15 protein-coding genes and 1 pseudogene are annotated in these 16,759 nt (G+C 71.7%); 1 reads left to right on the top strand and 15 read right to left on the bottom strand.

What is annotated here, in order from left to right:
• Positions 1–43: 43 nt before the first annotated feature.
• From ABT122_RS10325 to ABT122_RS10255, 15 genes and pseudogenes are all read right to left on the bottom strand, one after another.
• Positions 44–1,609, bottom strand: a complete 1,566-nt coding sequence (locus tag ABT122_RS10325) for a carbamoyltransferase C-terminal domain-containing protein (protein WP_351548290.1) — start codon at positions 1,607–1,609, stop codon at positions 44–46.
• Positions 1,610–1,670: 61 nt separating this feature from the next.
• Positions 1,671–2,510, bottom strand: coding sequence for a histidinol-phosphatase (gene hisN / locus ABT122_RS10320; RefSeq protein ID WP_351548287.1), 840 nt, complete (start codon positions 2,508–2,510; stop codon positions 1,671–1,673).
• A 78-nt stretch (positions 2,511–2,588) separates the two neighbouring features.
• Positions 2,589–3,278: a methyltransferase gene (locus ABT122_RS10315; protein ID WP_351548285.1), complete on the bottom strand. Its 690-nt coding sequence runs from the start codon at positions 3,276–3,278 to the stop codon at positions 2,589–2,591.
• Between the two features lie 26 nt (positions 3,279–3,304).
• A complete protein-coding gene (locus ABT122_RS10310; protein ID WP_351548282.1) occupies positions 3,305–4,594 on the bottom strand; it encodes a DegT/DnrJ/EryC1/StrS aminotransferase family protein in 1,290 nt (429 codons plus the stop codon).
• Between the two features lie 71 nt (positions 4,595–4,665).
• Positions 4,666–5,688 (bottom strand): Gfo/Idh/MocA family protein, encoded by a 1,023-nt coding sequence (locus ABT122_RS10305; protein WP_351548280.1) that lies wholly within the window; start codon positions 5,686–5,688, stop codon positions 4,666–4,668.
• A gap of 96 nt (positions 5,689–5,784) precedes the next feature.
• Positions 5,785–6,258: an NUDIX hydrolase gene (locus ABT122_RS10300; RefSeq protein WP_351548278.1), complete on the bottom strand. Its 474-nt coding sequence runs from the start codon at positions 6,256–6,258 to the stop codon at positions 5,785–5,787.
• A 714-nt stretch (positions 6,259–6,972) separates the two neighbouring features.
• Positions 6,973–7,830: an SAM-dependent methyltransferase gene (locus tag ABT122_RS10295; protein WP_351548276.1), complete on the bottom strand. Its 858-nt coding sequence runs from the start codon at positions 7,828–7,830 to the stop codon at positions 6,973–6,975.
• 456 nt (positions 7,831–8,286) lie between these two features.
• Positions 8,287–8,688 (bottom strand): peptidase inhibitor family I36 protein, encoded by a 402-nt coding sequence (locus ABT122_RS10290; protein ID WP_351548274.1) that lies wholly within the window; start codon positions 8,686–8,688, stop codon positions 8,287–8,289.
• 13 nt (positions 8,689–8,701) lie between these two features.
• Positions 8,702–9,073 (bottom strand): beta/gamma crystallin family protein, encoded by a 372-nt coding sequence (locus ABT122_RS10285; protein WP_351548271.1) that lies wholly within the window; start codon positions 9,071–9,073, stop codon positions 8,702–8,704.
• Positions 9,074–9,810: 737 nt separating this feature from the next.
• A complete protein-coding gene (locus ABT122_RS10280; protein ID WP_351548269.1) occupies positions 9,811–11,526 on the bottom strand; it encodes a sensor histidine kinase in 1,716 nt (571 codons plus the stop codon).
• A 5-nt stretch (positions 11,527–11,531) separates the two neighbouring features.
• Entirely contained in the window at positions 11,532–12,341 is an 810-nt protein-coding gene (locus ABT122_RS10275; RefSeq protein WP_351548266.1) for a response regulator transcription factor, read from the bottom strand.
• On the bottom strand, positions 12,338–13,189 hold the full coding sequence (locus ABT122_RS10270; protein ID WP_351548429.1) for an intradiol ring-cleavage dioxygenase: 852 nt from the start codon (positions 13,187–13,189) through the stop codon (positions 12,338–12,340). Before ABT122_RS10270 ends, ABT122_RS10275 begins: the two co-directional genes overlap by 4 nt.
• A gap of 174 nt (positions 13,190–13,363) precedes the next feature.
• Positions 13,364–14,074: pseudogene (locus tag ABT122_RS10265) on the bottom strand (FAD:protein FMN transferase); the annotation flags it as partial.
• 1 nt (position 14,075) lies between these two features.
• Positions 14,076–14,483, bottom strand: coding sequence for an FMN-binding protein (locus tag ABT122_RS10260; protein ID WP_351548263.1), 408 nt, complete (start codon positions 14,481–14,483; stop codon positions 14,076–14,078).
• 75 nt (positions 14,484–14,558) lie between these two features.
• Complete coding sequence (locus tag ABT122_RS10255; protein WP_351548262.1) at positions 14,559–15,896, bottom strand: ferredoxin reductase family protein; 1,338 nt, start codon at positions 15,894–15,896, stop codon at positions 14,559–14,561.
• Positions 15,897–16,048: 152 nt separating this feature from the next.
• On the opposite strand from ABT122_RS10255, the gene ABT122_RS10250 reads away from it, so the two are divergent.
• Complete coding sequence (locus tag ABT122_RS10250; protein ID WP_351548259.1) at positions 16,049–16,738, top strand: response regulator transcription factor; 690 nt, start codon at positions 16,049–16,051, stop codon at positions 16,736–16,738.
• The last annotated feature ends 21 nt before the right edge of the window (positions 16,739–16,759 follow it).

The following is a 16,759-nucleotide window of genomic DNA, read 5'->3' as shown; positions in this document are numbered from 1 at the left end:
CCCGGCCGGGACACCGGCGGAACCGGCCCGGCGGCGGCGCGCGCTACCGTCGCGGGGTGATGAAGGTGCCATTCACCACATACCCGTCCAGCCCATGCAGTTCGCCGTAGGCGATCAGATCGCTGCTGTGGTTGATGAACCCGCGCCCCGAGTAGTTGAGCGAGGTGTTGCAGAGAACGCTGAATCCGGTCAGTTCACCGAAGGTGGTCAGCAGGGCGGCCATTCCCGGGTTCGCCTCCGGGTCGACGGTCTGGGTGCGAGCCGTTCCGTCGACATGGGTCACCGCCCGCAGCTCGCCCGACTCGACCCGGCTGAAGTACAGCATGTAGGGATCGGGGCCCCCGCCGCCGAACCAGCGGCCCGCGTCCCGCTCCAGGCAGATCGGGGCGATGGGGCGGTAGCTCTCGCGCTGCTTGATCTTGTTGAGCCTGACGGTCGTCTCCTCGGTGAAGGGAGCGGCGAGGATCGACCGGTTCCCGAGCGCACGGGGGCCGATCTCCCAGCGGCCCTGTGCCCAGCCGATGATGTTGCCGTCGCGGAGATAGCGGGCGATCTCGCCGTAGTCCACCGGGCGCGTCTCGTACCGCTGCGGGTCGAACTCCAGGTCCTCGACGAACTCGCCCCCCGCGTAGACGTCCCAGTCCAGGTCGGCCGAGCCGGTGTAGAAGTGCTGGGCGTCGATGGCGGTCCCGATCGCGGAGCCGCTGTCGTTCGGGCACGGCGGGACGAAGACCGCGGGGAAGAGCCCGCACTCGCGCCAGCGGCGGTTCCACTCGCAGTTGAGTCCGCAGCCCCCCGAGATGAGCAGCGGGAGGCCCTCCGTCAAGTGCTCCCGGGCGTAGGCGTGGAACCGGTCGAAGATGGCGTCCGACAGGCGGGCGGCGAAGCTCTTGTACGCGTCCGTCTCCACGCCGATGTTGTGGAAGGGGGAATCGGTCATCCGGTCCTTGAGCCCGCCGGTGATGACATTCCTCTGGCCGAGGATGATGTCGATGACTTCCTGTTCCTCCCGGGTGGCCGCCCGGTCCCCGGCGAATCCGGCCAGGGCCATCTGCTTGCCCGCGTCCTGGAATCGGACGAATTCCTGGTGCGGGCTGAAGCCGGGGTCCGCCAGCGCGAAGCCGTAGGAGTACTTGTTCCCGGGGTGGTTGAGCACCTCCCGGAGATGGGTCACCCTCCCGTGTTCGTCGATGCGGTAGAACGAGCCGATGTTCCCCTCCCAGACCAGGCTGTAGAAGGGCTGGTCCCGGCGGAAGGCCGACATTCCATAGGACGTCATGATGTGGGAGCGTTCGTGCGTGGAGGAGAAGACGCGCACGTTCTTGCCGAAGAACCGGCCGGCCTCGTCCGAGATCGCGGATTCGCCCACACCGAAATACCCGGCACGCGAGGGCTGGTCGGTGGCCTGGGTTCCCTTGATCCAGCCGCTCATGGCGACGACGTCCGGCTGTGCGCCCAGCCGGTCCGCCGCCACGGCGAACACCTCGGCGGTCAGACCGCTGTAGCGGAGGAAGGAGTCCTTCTCCGCCTCCAGGGAGAAGAGCAACCTGCCGTCCTCGACGGCTGCGATCGCCCCGTCATGGCCTTCCTTGAGCGAGAGAATCAGCATGATGGTCCCTTTCTCTGGGGAATTCCGACCGGACAGTGGGACGCCGGGACGCTCATCGGGTTCAGCCCGGTCCGGCGCGGCCGGCTGTGCCGCTCCCGGGGGCCGCGCCGCCCGGCCCGGCCGAGAGGGCCTCCAGGGCGAGCCGGTGCAACCGCGGGTTGGCACTGAGGGCGCCGGTGCCGCTCCGGGGCGAGGCGCCCAGAAGATCGGTGCAGACACCACCGGCCTCCTCCACGAGGATCTGGACAGCGGTGATGTCCCAGGGGTTCACCACCGGTTCGGCCGCGATGTCGAGGGTTCCCTCGGCGACCATGCAGTGCTGGAGGAAGTCCCCGAAGGCACGGTCCTCCCAGCACGCCTCGGCCAGGCGCAGATACGCCGCGCGCGAGTGGAAGACGTCCCAGGTGCGTGTGCTGGTGGTGGACAGATAGGCGTGGGCGAGGGTGGAGTTGCCGGAGACCCGCAGGGGCAGAGGGGCGCTGCCGGCCGGGCCGCGCCGCAGCCACGCGCCCTGTCCGGCCGCCGCCCACCAGCGGCTGTGCAGGGCGGGCGCGCTGATCACACCGACGGTGGGCCGGCCGTCCTCCAGCAGGGCGATCAGGGTGGCCCAGACCGGCACCCCGCGCAGAAAGTTCTTGGTGCCGTCGACGGGGTCGACCATCCAGGTGCGCCCTGCCGTGACGGAACCACCGGTCTCCTCCCCGGCGAAGGCGTCGTCCGGGCGGGCGGAGCCGAGGGCCTCGCGCACGGCCTTCTCGACGGCGGTGTCCGCGTCGGTGACGGGGGTACGGTCCGGTTTCTCCCGGATCTCCAGGTCGCGGGCCTGGAAGCGGCGGCTGGTGATGCCGTCCGCGACATCGGCGAGTCGCAGGGCCAGTTCGAGATCGTCCTGGGGTGACATGGGCGCCTCACTGCACACATCGTGGGTTTCGGGGACGCGGCCCCCGGCGGTCCGCTCGGAGCGCCGAGGACCGCCGGATCACTTGGCGCGCAGTTCGAGCAGGTAGTACTCCATGACCCGTATCTCCTCGATCCGGCGCACCCGGCGGAGCACTTCGCATCGCATGCCGGCCTCCCCGGCGAGGGCGTCGAGCCGTTCGCGGTCCCCGAGGTCGGCCGTGCCCAGCAGCAGCCGGCCGCCGTCGGCGAGATGCGCGTGGCCGCCCGCGATGTACCGGGCCTGGCCCTGGTAACCGGGGTCGAAGACGGCGGAGTGCAGATCGGTGGAGAGGGGGAAGCCGTCCTCCACATAGGTCCAGGGCACATTCCAGAAGATGGTGTCGAAGCGGTCGGTGGGGGCGAGCGCCGTGTACATGTCGCTGTGGAGGACGCGCACCCGGTCGCCCACACCGTGCCGCTCGGCGTTGGCGGCCGTGTTGGCCACCGCCTTCCCGTTGATGTCCAGCGCCGTGACGGAGGCACAGCCGCTCAGCGCGGCGGTCACCGCGATCACGCCCGTGCCGCAGCCGACCTCCAGGAACGAGCCGCCCTTGGGGTAGGGCACCATCGAGGCCATCACCTCGGTGGCGGCGCTCAGGGTGCTGGGGAAGACACCTCGGTGCAGGCTCCACTCCCGCCCCAGCAGGGTGAAGGAGTCCGGTAGGTCGTCGCCCACGAGGGCGTGCCGCAGGACCTGGGCCACGTCCTCGGGGGACTCCTGGTACGTCATGGTCTCTCCCTCTTCGGTGGTGCCGGTCATCGGGACGGGCCGGCCGCGTACCGCACGAGCGCCTCGCGGTGGCGGCCGATCTTGCGGAAGGCCTCGGCGTACTGGTCGATGAGCGGCTTGTCCCCGGGCCAGTCGGTGAAGGTGGGCAGGGACAGCGCGTGCCGCTCGACGTGTTCGGCGTGGGAACCGGCCTCCGGCGCGATGCCCTTCTTCGGCATCCCGGGGAAGAGGGGGTTCTCCGGGCGGGCGTAGAGCGGCAGGGTCGACAGCCGGGGGCCGGACGGGGCGCCCACCTCCATGCCTTCCGCGCGCAGGGCCTCGATGAGCACGGAGCGGGGCACGCCGCCCAGCGCCTCGGGCCGGTAGAGCGGTTTGTAGCCGTACCAGGCACCCATGTCGACATGGCCGGCGACCTGGACCGGCTCCAGATAGCCCACGTCCCCGAGCCGCTCGCCGAGGTGGCGCAGACAGCGGTGCCGGGCCTGTTTGCGCTCCGGGAACGCCGCGAGCGCGTGCCGGGCGACGATGGCGTTGAACGGCGACATGCGCAGCTTGAGCCCGAAGCCGGTGACCCAGTGCGCGCGCAGGTCCTCGTCCTGGACGGTGTCCCGGGAGCGGTCCCGGTAGTGACCGAGGAGGATCGCGCGGTCGTGCACCTGGGCGTCGCTCGTGACGAGGATGCCGCCCTCCCCCGCGAAGACGGCCTTGTTGGCCTGGAGGGAGAAGACGGCGGCGTCGCCGAAGGTGCCGACGGGCCTGCCCTTGTAGCGGCTGCCGTGGGCGTGGGAGCAGTCCTCCAGAACGCGCAGCCCGTGCCGTTCGGCGATCCGCAGGATGGCGTCCATGTCACAGGGGTGGCCCCACTGGTGGACAACCGTGACGACCTTGGTGTGCTCGGTGAGCGCGGCTTCCAGCGCCGTGGGGTCCAGACCCCGGGTGCCGGGGTCGATGTCGGCGAGGACCACGTCGCCGCGGAGCGCGAAGACGGGGCTCAGCGCCGCGTGGTAGGTGAGGGCCGGTCCCACGACGTCCACGCCCTCGCGCACACCGAGCGCGAAGTAGGCGGCGAAGAGGGCGCTGGTACCGGAGTTGAAGGCGACCGCGAAGCGGGCTCCGCCGTCCAGAAAGGCGAGGAAGTCGGCCTCCAGCCGGCCGATGGGGCCGCTGTTGCCCCTGATGGAGATGTCGGTGTTCCGCTGCTCGGCCAGTTCGGACAGCTCCGCCTCGCCGGCGGGGGGCGGCCAGACCTCGTGCGGCAGCGGCTGTTCGATGGCGGGTGCGCCTCCGAGGAGGGCGAGTTGTTCGGCGGTGGTCATGTGTCCTTCCTGCTTTCACGGGTGGGGCCGGCCCGGCCCGTATCGGGTCCGGTCGGCGCGGAAGGGTGTCGTCAGGCGCACCGGCCGGCGAGTTCGTCCCGTTCGCGGGACCGGTCGCGGTAGATCCCGTCGATCGTCCGCACGGCGGCGAGTTGGCGCCGGAGGTGGTCCTGGCGGTAGTAGCGGTCGTCCAGGTGTCCCAGATGGTGGGCGATCATGGAGCGCACGGCGTCGGTCTTGGGGCCTTCCCAGGTGTAGCGCTCCAGCGGAAGCCCGCCGACGGAGTGCAGGGTGGCGACCCCGGGGGCGACGTTCAGCGCGCCCTCCGTGCCGAGGACGCAGAGGTGCTCGCTCTTCTCGTGGCTGTGGCGCGAGATGCGCAGCGAGCCCACCAGACCCGTGGACGGATAGCTGCACATCAGGCTGACGAGATCCTCCAGCCTGCGGTCCCGCGTCTCCTGGTACTGGTGCACGAAGGCGGAGTGCACCCGCGGGGGTTCGGGTTCGGGGAACATTCCGCTGATCACATCGATGAGGTGGTAGCCCATGTCGAGGAGGACACCGCCCATCGCCTGCTCCCTGGAGGCGCGCCAGCCCGTGGTCGGATGGGCCAGGTTGAGGTGGTAGTCGTAGGAGAACCAGTAGGGCTCCCCTATCCGCGCGAGGTTCTCCCGGGCGAACTGGAACACGGGGTTGAAGTTCCGTTGCAGCAGGGTGAAGACGCTGCGGTCGGCCCGTTGCGCCAGGTGTATCAGTTGCCGGGCTTCCCGCTCGGTGACGGCGAACGGCTTCTCCTTGATGACGTGTCTGCCGTGGGCCAGGAGTTTCGCGGAGACCGCGAAGTGCTCACTGTGCGGCACGGTGACCACCGCGGCGTCGAATGCGGCTCCTTCGAGCGCGTCGGCGAGGACGCCGTAGTGCGGGAATCCCCACTCGTCGGCGAGTGACGAGGCCGCCGGGGCGGGGTCGACACCGCCGACGATGTCCGCGCTCTCCCGGACGATCGGCAGATACTCCTTTCCTTGATGTCCAGCAAATCCGACCATCAATACTCTCAGTCGCGGACGCATGTTCTTCAACCTGTCGCTGGGCATGCGGAATATCCCCTCACGGAACATCGCTGGAGGATGGAGGCGGGGCGGCCGGCGAAGGCTCGCGGAGATCGGGACCGGACTCTCGGCCGCAGGCGTTCAGAGAGGTCTGCGGCTCTTCCCGGAAGCGTCGGCGAGCCAGGTGTGCGCCGCGTTCACCACGTCCTTGATAAAGGTGCTTCCGCTGCGCTGTGTGTTCTCGTCGAGCAGCGAGATTCCCTCGGCCGCTATCCAGGCGAACTCGGTGTGCTTGTCCCGTTCGAGCGCGGGCGACGAGAGGTCCCCGTCCACCTCGACGACATAGTCCGACTCGATGTGCCGCACTCCGTCCGCCGTCCACTCCTCGCGCGCCACCCGGGCGAGAACGCGGCGCAGCCGCCAGCCGGTCTCCTCCGCTATCTCGCGGTGGAGCGCGTCCAGGAGGGACTCCCCTTCCTCCACGGCTCCGCCGACGACGTCCCAGCACCCGGGGAAGAGGCGCCGGCCGGCCGAGCGGCGCTGGACGAAGATCCGATCGTGCGGGTCGCGGATCAGCGCGCCCACCACCTGTCGGGCCGCGGTCACCTCGGTCACGTCAGCCGTTCACCGCGCACACGCGATGGCGCGTGTGGCGGCCGGGAGCGCGGGGAGAGGTGGCCGGGGAGTATCGCCGCCCCGTGACCGGACCGCGCCGCCATCCGTCCCGCGGCGAGAGGGAATCGCGCGGCCGGCGCGGCCGGGGCGGCGGAGGCCGGAAAGGGATACCGGAGGAACCGAGCGCGGAATATGATCCTGATCATTATTCCCTCGTTTCACCTGCATATCGCAAGCGCCACACACGGGGCAGATTATATGCAGATTCGAACAGCCCGAACGGCGGGATGGAAGCGGCCGAATCAACACCGGGTCGGGACAGTTGACCGGACCCTGCGCTTCCGCCCTGAACAGTACCCGGCATCCCCGGGTTCGCGTGGCCTCGCGGAAATCTTCGGACGCCTGAACTTGTTCTTGACACAGAATCAACTCCCATGGTGCGTGGTCCGGTCCGGCGGGAACCGCGCATCCGTCAGGGGGCGGGCGCCCGGGCGCCCCGCACCGATCCGCGGGCCGCTTTCCTCGCGGCGCACCCGCTCCGAGGGAAAAGGCTCTCCGCATCGCACTCCTCTCAAACGATTGATTTTTCTGCCACCGTCAACGGATTCACGGTCGAATATGTTGGCTGGATCGACCACTCATCGTGACTCGGGAACACCTCCCGCCGACCGCGTCGGCACCCGGGGGACGACGCGGGAGGGGCGGGTCTCCCGTTCACCGACGGCGGGCGACCAGGAGGACGTATCCGATCTGCGGGAGCGCGCCGAACCGGGGAAGGGAGCGGGTGGAGGTGAAGAACTCGCGATGAGGGTCGTCGGCGGAGGGTTCCACATCGCCGAAGGCGTCGGCGAACGCCTGGTAGGTGCGGCGGACATGCTCTCCGATGTCGTGGAACTCCAGCAGCTCCATACCGGCGCGTTCGAGGGCCGTGCGAAGCTCCTCCGGTTCGGGCAGCGCCGGGGACCCGAACGCCCGGCACGCCTGGCGGACCGTCTCCGCGGAGTCCCCGGTCACCGGCGACCGGAGCAGCACATCGGTGATCACCAGGGGGCTGCCGGGACGCAGGGTCCGGGCGATCTCGGTCAGGACGGCGGTCCGGTCGCGGATGTGCATCATGGACTCGATCGCCCAGGCACCGTCGAAGGACGCGGCTTCGAAGGGCAGGGCGCGGGCGTCCGCGTACCGGAAGTCCACCCGGTCCGCGAGCGCGGCGGCGTGCGCCCGGGTGCGGGCGAGCGCGATGTCCGGGTCGCTGACCGAGATTCCCGACACCCGGGCGCCGGTGGCCCGGGCGATGCGCAGGGCGGGCCGTCCGGTTCCGCAGCCGACGTCCAGCAGGCGCGGGCCGGGTGCGGTGGCCAGCCGCTCCGCCACGAGGTCGGTGAGCCGGTCGGTGGCCTGGTCGAGCGTGCGCCGGTCCGCCGCGCCGTCCCAGTAGCCGACATGGATGTTCCCGTCGACGGCCGCGCCGTCGCCGGTGCCGGTCCCGGTCCCGGCCCGCCCGTCACCGGGCCGGTCTGCGTCCCGTGGCGAGGGGACGGTGGTGTGGTGCGCGGATGGGTCGTTGTCCATCGGGTCTCCCGAGCGTGAGAGCGGAGTCAGCCGGCGGCCGGGGTGTCGTGGGCCCGCCGCCCCGGCTGTGCCCGGCCGGCCCCTTCGCTGAGGGCGGGTCCACCGCCGCCGGCGTCGCCCGGGTGCCCGGGTGCCCGGGTGCCCGGGTGCCCGGGTGCCCGGCAGGCTGCCTCGGCGCGAGGGAGCGGGGGAGGGTTCCCGGCGTCACGGGGTGTGGGTGCCGAGGAGACAGGGGGCAGCCGTGGGCGTCCGCCGCGGACCCGCTCCCGGAGGCGGTCCGACGGTGGTGGTGGGCATCGGGTGAAGTCTCCCGGAGCGCGCACACCCCGTCCAGGGTGCCTCTGCCGCCCCGGGTCCGCCGGCCGGGCCCCGCCTCCCGGCGCCGCCGGGCCGGGTGAGCCCCCGTGACCACATCCGGCCACGGGAGACCACACCGTACGAGCCGATTCCGCGTCCTCAGCAGGGGCGGAAGGAACTGATCCTGTCGTTGATCCACGCGGGAAGGGCGGACCACCACTCCCAGGGGCCGATCCTGAACTCCAGACCGCCGTAACCGGGGTGCTCGTAGAAGCAGATCGAGTAGTGCGAGTCGTTGACGATGGAGGAGACCTGGTCCTGGTACTGCCCGAGGTTCGAGTGGACGTTGGGCATGTTGAAGGGGAGGGACCAGCCCCCGTAGTTGTCGTGCTGCCGGAGGCACAGGCTGCGCCCGTTCCCCATGCAGCCGGCGGCCTCGGCGGGGGCCGCGTTCGCGAGAACACCGGCCGAGGCGGCGAGGGTGACGCCGGCGCAGAGAAGCGCCAGCCGGCCCCTGGCGTGCGTGAGAACGGAGATCCTGCCGTCGACGCTGGAACGCATGGCTGCCTTTCTGTCAGCAGGGCCGGTAGGACGAGATCCTGTCGTTGATCCACCCGGGGAGCGTGGCCCACCACTCGCCGGGGCCGATCCTGAACTCGAGGCCGCCGTAGTTCCCGTGCTCGTAGAAGCACATGCGGAGGTCCGTGCTGTTGCCTATGGAGGAGGTGCTGTCCTGCGCGGGGCCGCTGAGATTCGCGACCTGCACAGGCGCGCCGCTGGGGTACACCGGGATCGAGTAGTTGGGGTTGGCGTAGATGAAGACGCCGGCCAGGGCGCTGGTCGGAGCGGCGGCGGCCGAGGGGGCGGTGGCCACCGGACCCGCCGCCAGGGCTCCCACGGCAGCCGCCACGGCCAGACGCCGGCCGGTCTTCCTCGACAACGACATGGGCTTGTCCTTTCCTTGCGGGAAAGAGCCCGAGGTCACAGCACATCGGGCCCAGGGACTGAGGCACGTCATGACGCGATGCTGCAAATTCTTTCTGCAAGCAGCTGAAAGAATTTTCTCAAGGTGGACCGCCGAAGACAAGAGGTCGGTCCGCAGGGGGACATGGCCAGGGAGAGGACGCCCGGTCCGGACGGTCCCGGCGCCCGGGGCACACGACCCCGCGCCCCGGCTGACGCCGTTCCCGGCCGACCGGGCGCGGGAGCGCGGGGGCAGGGCAGTGGCGGCCGGTGGCCCGGCCGGGCCCGGGGAACTCCCGGACGGAGTACGACGACGGATGACGCCCGCCGGCCGTCCGGCGGCGCGCGCGGATCGGCCCCCGGGTTCCCGGCTGACGGTGTGCCGGCTCAGCGCACGGGCCGGCCCCGCTGTGGTCCGCCCGCAACGGACACTCTCACCGTCTCCCTCCCGTCTCTCGCCGAGCCGTCGGGGCCCTCGCACCCGGCACCCGGCACCCGGCATGAGGGCAACCGCCCTCCGGGAGGTTCACCCGGGACCGGCGGCCCTGTACCAGCCTCCGCCCATCGGCCCGGTCGCGTCCAATACACCGTCGTGATGCCAGGGATCACGATCGCTGATCACACCGCCGGCCCCGCGGGCACGCGGAGAGCGGAGCGCGGAGCGGACGGCCCGGCCCGCGCATGTCCCGGCCGCGCATGTCCCGGCCGCGCATGTCCCGGTCACCGGCGCGGCCCCGCCGGGGCGGGCCGGGCCGCAGGGGCGGCGGGGCCTGGTTCCCCCGCGGTCGGCGGGATCGGCAGCACGACCCGGAAGGTGCAGCCCCGCCCGCTCCGCGTATCCAGCTCCAGCCGCCCTCCGTGCCCCTGGGTGATCGTCGCCGCGATGGACAGACCCAGGCCGTTACCGCCCCGGTCGCGGGAGCGGGAGGGGTCCGCGCGGTAGAAGCGGTCGAAGATCCGACGGGCCTCCCCGGGCGGCAGGCCCGCGCCCTCGTCGGCGACCTCCAGGACACAGACGGGAACGCCGGGCGGCAGAGGCGGGGTGGGGCTGGCGCGGTGCGGGGTGTTGACACCACCCGTGTCCGGAGCGGTCGTCGTGGTGCCCACCCGGACCTCGATCGGGGTGGCCGGCGGAGTGTGCCGGCATGCGTTGGACAGCAGGTTGTCGATGACCTGGCGGAGGCGGTGGGGGTCACCGGGCGCCTCCACCACCTCCAACTCACCCTCCGGGACCAGGGGGTTGAGACGGATGTCGCGCGACGGTGAGCCCACGGCCGTCGCGCTGACCGCGTCCGCGGCGAGGGAGAGCAGATCGACCGGCTCGGCGCGGTACGTCGGCTGCCGGTCCAGTTCGGCCAGGAGTTGCATGTCGTCCACCAGCAGGCTCATGCGTGCCGCGTTCTGGGTGATGAGCCGATTGGCCTCCGCCGACCGCCGCTCATGGCGCAGCGCGAGTTCGGCGAAGCCCTGGACCGCGGTCAGCGGGGTACGCAGTTCATGGCCCAGGTCGCCGAGGAAGCGGCGCAGCCGCGCCTCGGACGCCTCGCGCTCCCGCAGGGCGTTCTGGAGCCGGTCCAGCATCGTGTTGAGCACGGCGCCCAGACGGCCCGTCTCCGTGCGGCTGTCCGTGTCCGGCAGGCGCAGGCCCGGATCGCCCACGGTGATCCGCTGGGCGGTGCGCTCCATCCGGGTCAGTGGCGCCAGCCCCAGTCGCACCACCCACCGGGCGCCCGTGAAGGCGCCCGCCACCGTCAGAGCGAGCAGGGCGACGTCTGCCAGCAGCATGGTGCGGAGGGTGCTCCGCACCGAGTCCAGCGGCAGGCTCACCACGGCCCGCATGCCGTCCGGGCCGGGCCGTACGATCGTCCGCCACGCTCCGTCCCCGGAGGCGGCGGGCACCGAGACCACCTTCTCCGTTCCGGTCCCCGTCGCCGCTTCCGCCGCGGGGAGGGTGTCCGCGGTGGGCGGCAGCGACGGGCCGGGAGCCGTTCCCTCCGCGATCGCGTCGCTCAGCAGACGGCCGTCGGTGCCGTAGAAGTGAATCCGGAAGTCCGCCGGCAGAACGCCGGGAGATGTCACGTACGACGGGAAGCCCTGGCCCGACGCCGCGTCCCGGAAGGCCCGCTCCGGCGGGCAGAAACTGGTCAGGGAGCGGTCGACGCTCTCCAGCAGCCAGTAGCGGAGGCCCACGAGAGTGATCGCCTCCACCGCCAGCACCGCCGCCGTGGCCAGCAGCGTCACGCCCCAGGTGAGCCTGCGGTGCAGGGAGGCCGGGCGGCGCCGGCCCGGTGCGCTGCCCGGAGGGTTCGCCGCGCTCCCGGGGTTCGCCTCGGTCGCCTTGTTCCCCGGGTTCGCCTCGGTCGCCGGGTCCGCCGGGTCCGCCGGGTTCACGGTGTTCACGGCGTTCGTCGTGTTCTCCGCGGTCACCGCGGTCACGGTGTTCACTGTGGTGTCCGTGGTGTCCGTGGTGTCCGTGGTGTCCGTGGTGTCCGTGGTGTCCGTGGTGTCCGTGGGTCCGGGACGCCCCGGTCGCGCGGCAGCCGCAGGGTGTACCCGACCCCCCGCACCGTGTGGATCAGCGGCGGCTCGAACCGGTCGATCTTGCGGCGCAGATACTTGACGTATGTCTCGATGATCCGGGTGTCACCGGCGAAGTCGTAGTGCCAGACATGCTCGACGATCTGCGTCCTGCGCACCACTCGGCCCGCGTTGGTCATCAGATAGGCGAGCAGATTGAACTCGGTGGGAGACAGCGGGATGTACTCGCCCGCCCGGTGCGCCTCGTGCCGGGCCGTGTCCAGCCGCAGATCCGCGAAGAGCAGGACGTCGTCGGCCTTCTCCCGCGTCCTCCCGTCCGGCGTCCGGTGCGGTCCCTCAGCGGTACGGCGCAGGATCGCGGCGACCCTGAGCAGCACCTCCTCGATGCCGAACGGCTTGGTGACGTAGTCGTCCCCGCCGGCGCGCAGGCCCGTCACCGTGTCATCGACGCGCGCGGTCAGGAACAGCACCGGTGTCCCGTTGCCCGCCGCGCGCAGGCTGCGGGTCACCTCGAAGCCGTCGAGGTCGGGCAGCATCACATCCAGCACCACCAGATCCGGTGTGAACCGTTCCAGTTCCAGCAGCGCGGCCCTGCCGGAGCCCACGCTCAGCACCGTGTAACCGGTGAGGCCGAGCACCGACTCCAGCAGGGCGCGGATGCTGTCGTCGTCCTCGACGACCAGCAGCCGGTACGGCGCGGAGGCGGCGGTCACGTGCCGGGCCGGACCGGGCCGGGTGGCGGGTTGCCCCGCCGTCCCGGGTTGATCGCGTCCAGGTCGACGGCGGTCCTGATGGACGCCCGGATCGGCCTGGTCGCGTCGGCGCGGTCCCACTCCACGGTGAGCAGGCCGTCGGACGCCGTGTCACCGGAGTAGAAGGGGTCCGTGCTGTTGGTGGTGCGGGGGAGGTCGTTCCGGGTGTACGGCCGCACCCTGCTGACCGCCGAGGTGAGGTCCTCGGGGAAGAAGACCTGTCCGGTGTGCACGGTGACGCCCTGGGCGTACGCCCGGTCCAGCAGGACACCCCGGGTGTGCACCTTGGCGTGGATGTGCACGGTCCGCCCGGTGTACCAGCCGGGGAAGACGGTGCGGAAGCGCACCCAGCCGTCGCGGCCGGTCATCTGGAAGCCGCGCAGGTAGGTGGTGCTGCTGTCCGGCGGCAGCTTCGGGATCGGGCCGTCGAACACCAGCTCGCCCTCGTTCATGGCCTCCGAGGTCTCCTCGTACCCGGAGTAGATGCCGAGCGCGTCGCACTGCCAGATGTCGACCGACGCCTCGGGCACCGGTTTGCCGTTCTTCGCGTTCAGCACCTGGATGCGCAGCTCCAGCGGTGTGCCGGGCCTGCCCTCGGTGATGTCGACGCGGTGTTTGTCGTAGTCGAGGTAGTACGGGCCCTCGGTGGTCTCCTTGACCAGGGGCAGCAGGTCCGGCGCGGAGGGGGAGCCCGCGGGGGCGGGCGCGGTGGCCGCGGCCTCCGCGTTCGCGCCGGCGAGGTGGACACCGCTCAGCCCGATGGCGGTGACGCCCGCGCCGCCCGCGGCGAGGAGGGAACGACGGCTCATGCGAGGTGTGTGGTCTGTCATGGCCCGCAAGCTAGTGGCCGTTCCTGGGAGAACGCGGGGAGGCGTGGGCGGTGGGGCGGGTTTCGGACCGGCGGGCGGGCCCTCGGGGAGCGCGGGGGCGGTCGCCGGTCGTGGCCGCCGGGCCCGCCGGGAATCCCCGTCCCGGACGGAGTGGGGCCATCCGGCGCTCGTCCGGACCCGTCGCTCCCCGTCGACGGCGAACACCTCGCACCCGTCCCGCCCGGCGGCCCAGGCGATGCCCTCGGCACCGAGGGCGAAGGCGGCGGTCGCCGTCACATCCGCCTCGGTGAGGGTGGGGGCGAGAACCGTCAGACTCAGCAGACCCGTCGCGGGCAGACCCGTACGTCCGTCGACGATGTGGTCCCCCCTCTCGTACCGTGCCGATGTGGCCACCGCCCCGTCGCTGAGCGCCAGCACGGCGCACACCTGATCCGCGCGTTCGGGATGCCGCACCCCCACCCGCCAGGGACCTCCCCCGACGACCACGTCACCACCGGCGTTCAGACAGAATCTCCGTACCCCCGCCGCTCGCAGAAGCCGTGCCGCCCGCTGCGCGGACCACCCCTTCACCACCGCGCAGGGGTCGAGCCCCCGCCCCGGCAGCCGTACGTCGAAGGCGCCCCCCGTCTCGGCCCGGTACCGCTCCGCCAGGGCCAGCACCTCCCGCAGATCCGCGCTGACGCCGTCCGGCCCGATCTCCCCCCGGTCGAGCCGGCACACCTCGCTGTCCGGGAGGAACGGACTGAACCGCGCGTCCGCCTCCCTCAGCCACCCGAACACCGCGTCCGTGAGCCCTGCGGGCACGTCGTCGTCGTCGATCCTCAGCGAGACGGGGAATCCCATCACATGCTCGACCCGGCGCATGTCAGTTGCCCTTCGCGTCGATCGCGGCCTGGAGGGACGTCCGGTAGGCGTCGCTGGTGACGGTCGCCCCGGACACCGTGTCGATATCGGCCCCCTGCGCCCGCAGGGTGTCCTCGATGAGCGTCGGCACCGCCGCGTGGGTCTGCGGATGGTCCGGCTGCCGGAGCATCCGTACCGCACTGATCGTGTCGCCCCGGAAGGCGACCTCGACCTGCACGGGACCCTTCTCCGTGTCGATCGTGGGCCCGGTGAGGACGACATCGCGGGTGCCGGAGGCCCCGGCCGCCGGCGAGGGCGCGGGCGGCGGGGCCGCGACGGCGGTGGAGCCGCCGCCGTGGGAGGGCGCGTAGCGCCACACCGGGATCACACCGATCACGGTGAGGGCGAGAACGGGCAGTACTCGCTTCACAGTCGCTTCCTTGTCGCTCGAGTGGCCGCTTCCGCGCGGGCCGTGGGCAGGGGCCGGGGACGGTCCGTCACCGCGTCAGCCGGCCAGGCTGAACCGCTCGCAATGGATCTGGGGTTTGGGTACGCCCAGTTCGCCCAGGCTGCGGAGGACCGCGGTGGTCATGCCGGGCGGGCCGCAGACGTACACGTCCCGGTCGGCGATGTCCGGCACCAGACAGGACAGGGCCCCCGGGGCGAGGGGGTCCGGCTCGATCGGGCCGACGACCAGCCGCAGTTCGGCGCCCCGGGCGAGGGCCAGTTCGCGCATCTCCTGGTGGAGGACGGCGTCCTTGTCGCTGCCGACGCGGTAGAGGACGACGGCGTGGCCGTGCAGCTCCTCCAGCAGCGCGCGGATCGGGGTGACTCCGACACCGCCCGCGATCAGCAGGGCGTCCGGGCGGGTGCGGTGCAGGGTGGTGAAGGCGCCGTAGGGGCCCTCGGCGAAGACCCGGGTGCCCGGGGCGACATGGCGCAGGGCGGCACTCCCGGCACCGACGGCCTTGGCGGTCAGCCGGAGCGTGCGGCCGTCGGGCGCGGCCGACAGGGAGAACGGGTTGGCCTGCCACCAGCGGTCGCGGGTGAGGAACCGCCACAGGAAGAACTGCCCGGCGCGGGCCGGCAGCCGGTCCAGGTCACGGCCGGTGAGATGGATGGAGACGACGTTGTCGGACTCCGGCACCACGTCGGTGACGACCAGTCGGTGCCGCCAGTTGCGCCACAGCGGCAACAGCACGCGGCCGACGGCCACCGCGCCGAGCGCGCTGCCCCACAGCGCGTACCAGTAGGCCGTGGCGAGGCGGGAGGAGGCGAAGGTGGTACCGGCCGCGACCTGGTGGGTGAAGGCCAGCACCACGGCGACATAGGTGTAGAGGTGGATGAAGTGCCAGGTCTCGTACGCCAGCCGGCGCCGGGCGAAGCGGGCGGAGACCGCGCCGACCACGAGGATCAGCGCCAGCGCGACCACGGCACGCAGCACACCCTCGACGGTCCCGGCGAGACCGGCGATCTGATCGACCGGGTTCGCGCCCGTGGGCCGGGCGTATCCGAACACGATGAAGACCGCGTGGCCGAGCAGCAGCCACAGCAGGAGGAAGCCGTTCCAGCGGTGCCAGTTGGCGAGCCGGTCCATGCCGATCCGGCGGTCGAGCCAGGGCAGCCGGGCCACCAGAAGCAGCTGGAAGGCCATCAGCAGCGCGGCGTACAGACCGGTCACCCGGCCCAGCACGATCAGGGTGTTGGAGGCGAATCCGGCCTGGACGAAGAAGTACGCGACGATGGCCGCGTTCACGAGGAGACCGGTGTACAGACCGGTGCGGGCCACCACTTTCGGCCGTAGGACCCGGACGGGGCCGGGGCGTGATGCGACAGTCGTCACGGGCGGACGCTCCTTGGTGGGGGATCGGTGCGTCCGAGCTTGGCGGCCCGCTGCTGTCGAAACCCTGTCATCCGGCTTCCAAGTGCCTGTCGATCCGGGCCGGTTCTCCGGCGGGGTCCGGCGCGAGCGGCGCCGTGCCGCAGTATGGACGGGTGGACAGAGTTCGAGTGCTGGTCGTGGACGACGACCCACCCATCGCCGACCTCGTCGCGACCGTCGCCCGCTACGAGGGCTGGGACGCGATGACGGCGAACACCGGCGATGAGGCGCTGCGGCTCGCGGCCGAGTTCCCTCCGGACATCGTGGTGCTGGACGTGATGCTGCCGGATGTGGACGGCTTCGGGGTGCTGGACCGGCTGCGGCGTTCCGGAACGATGGTGCCGGTGGTCTTCCTCACCGCCCGGGACGGCGTCGCGGACCGGGTGGCGGGGCTGACCCGGGGCGGGGACGACTATCTGGTCAAGCCGTTCGCGGTGGAGGAGCTGATGGCCCGGCTGCGGACCGTGCTGCGGCGCAGCGCGGGGCCCGGTTTCCAGCGCTCGGTGCTCCGGGTGGGCGACCTCTCCATGGACGAGGACACCCGCGAAGTGCGCCGCGCGGGCGTGTTCCTCACCCTCACCCCCACCGAGTACGAGGTGCTGCGCTATCTGATGCGCCGTTCCCCGGCCGTGCTGACCAAGGCCCAGATCCTGGACCATGTGTGGGAGTACGGCTTCGGAGGGCGGTCGAACGTCGTGGAACTGGTGGTGAGCAGGCTCCGCCGCAAGCTGGACGAGACCGGTGAGCCGCTGATCCGCACGGTCCGCGGCTTCGGGTACGTCATCCGGCAGGCCGCCGAGTGAGGCGGGCGCCGGGCGGTTTGC

Origin of the sequence: Streptomyces sp. NPDC001985 (genome assembly GCF_040296845.1) — a bacterium.
Taxonomy (GTDB): Bacteria; Actinomycetota; Actinomycetes; order Streptomycetales; family Streptomycetaceae; genus Streptomyces.
The sequence above is the reverse complement of the archived record's forward strand: the minus strand, read 5'-3'. Positions and strand labels throughout refer to the sequence as shown.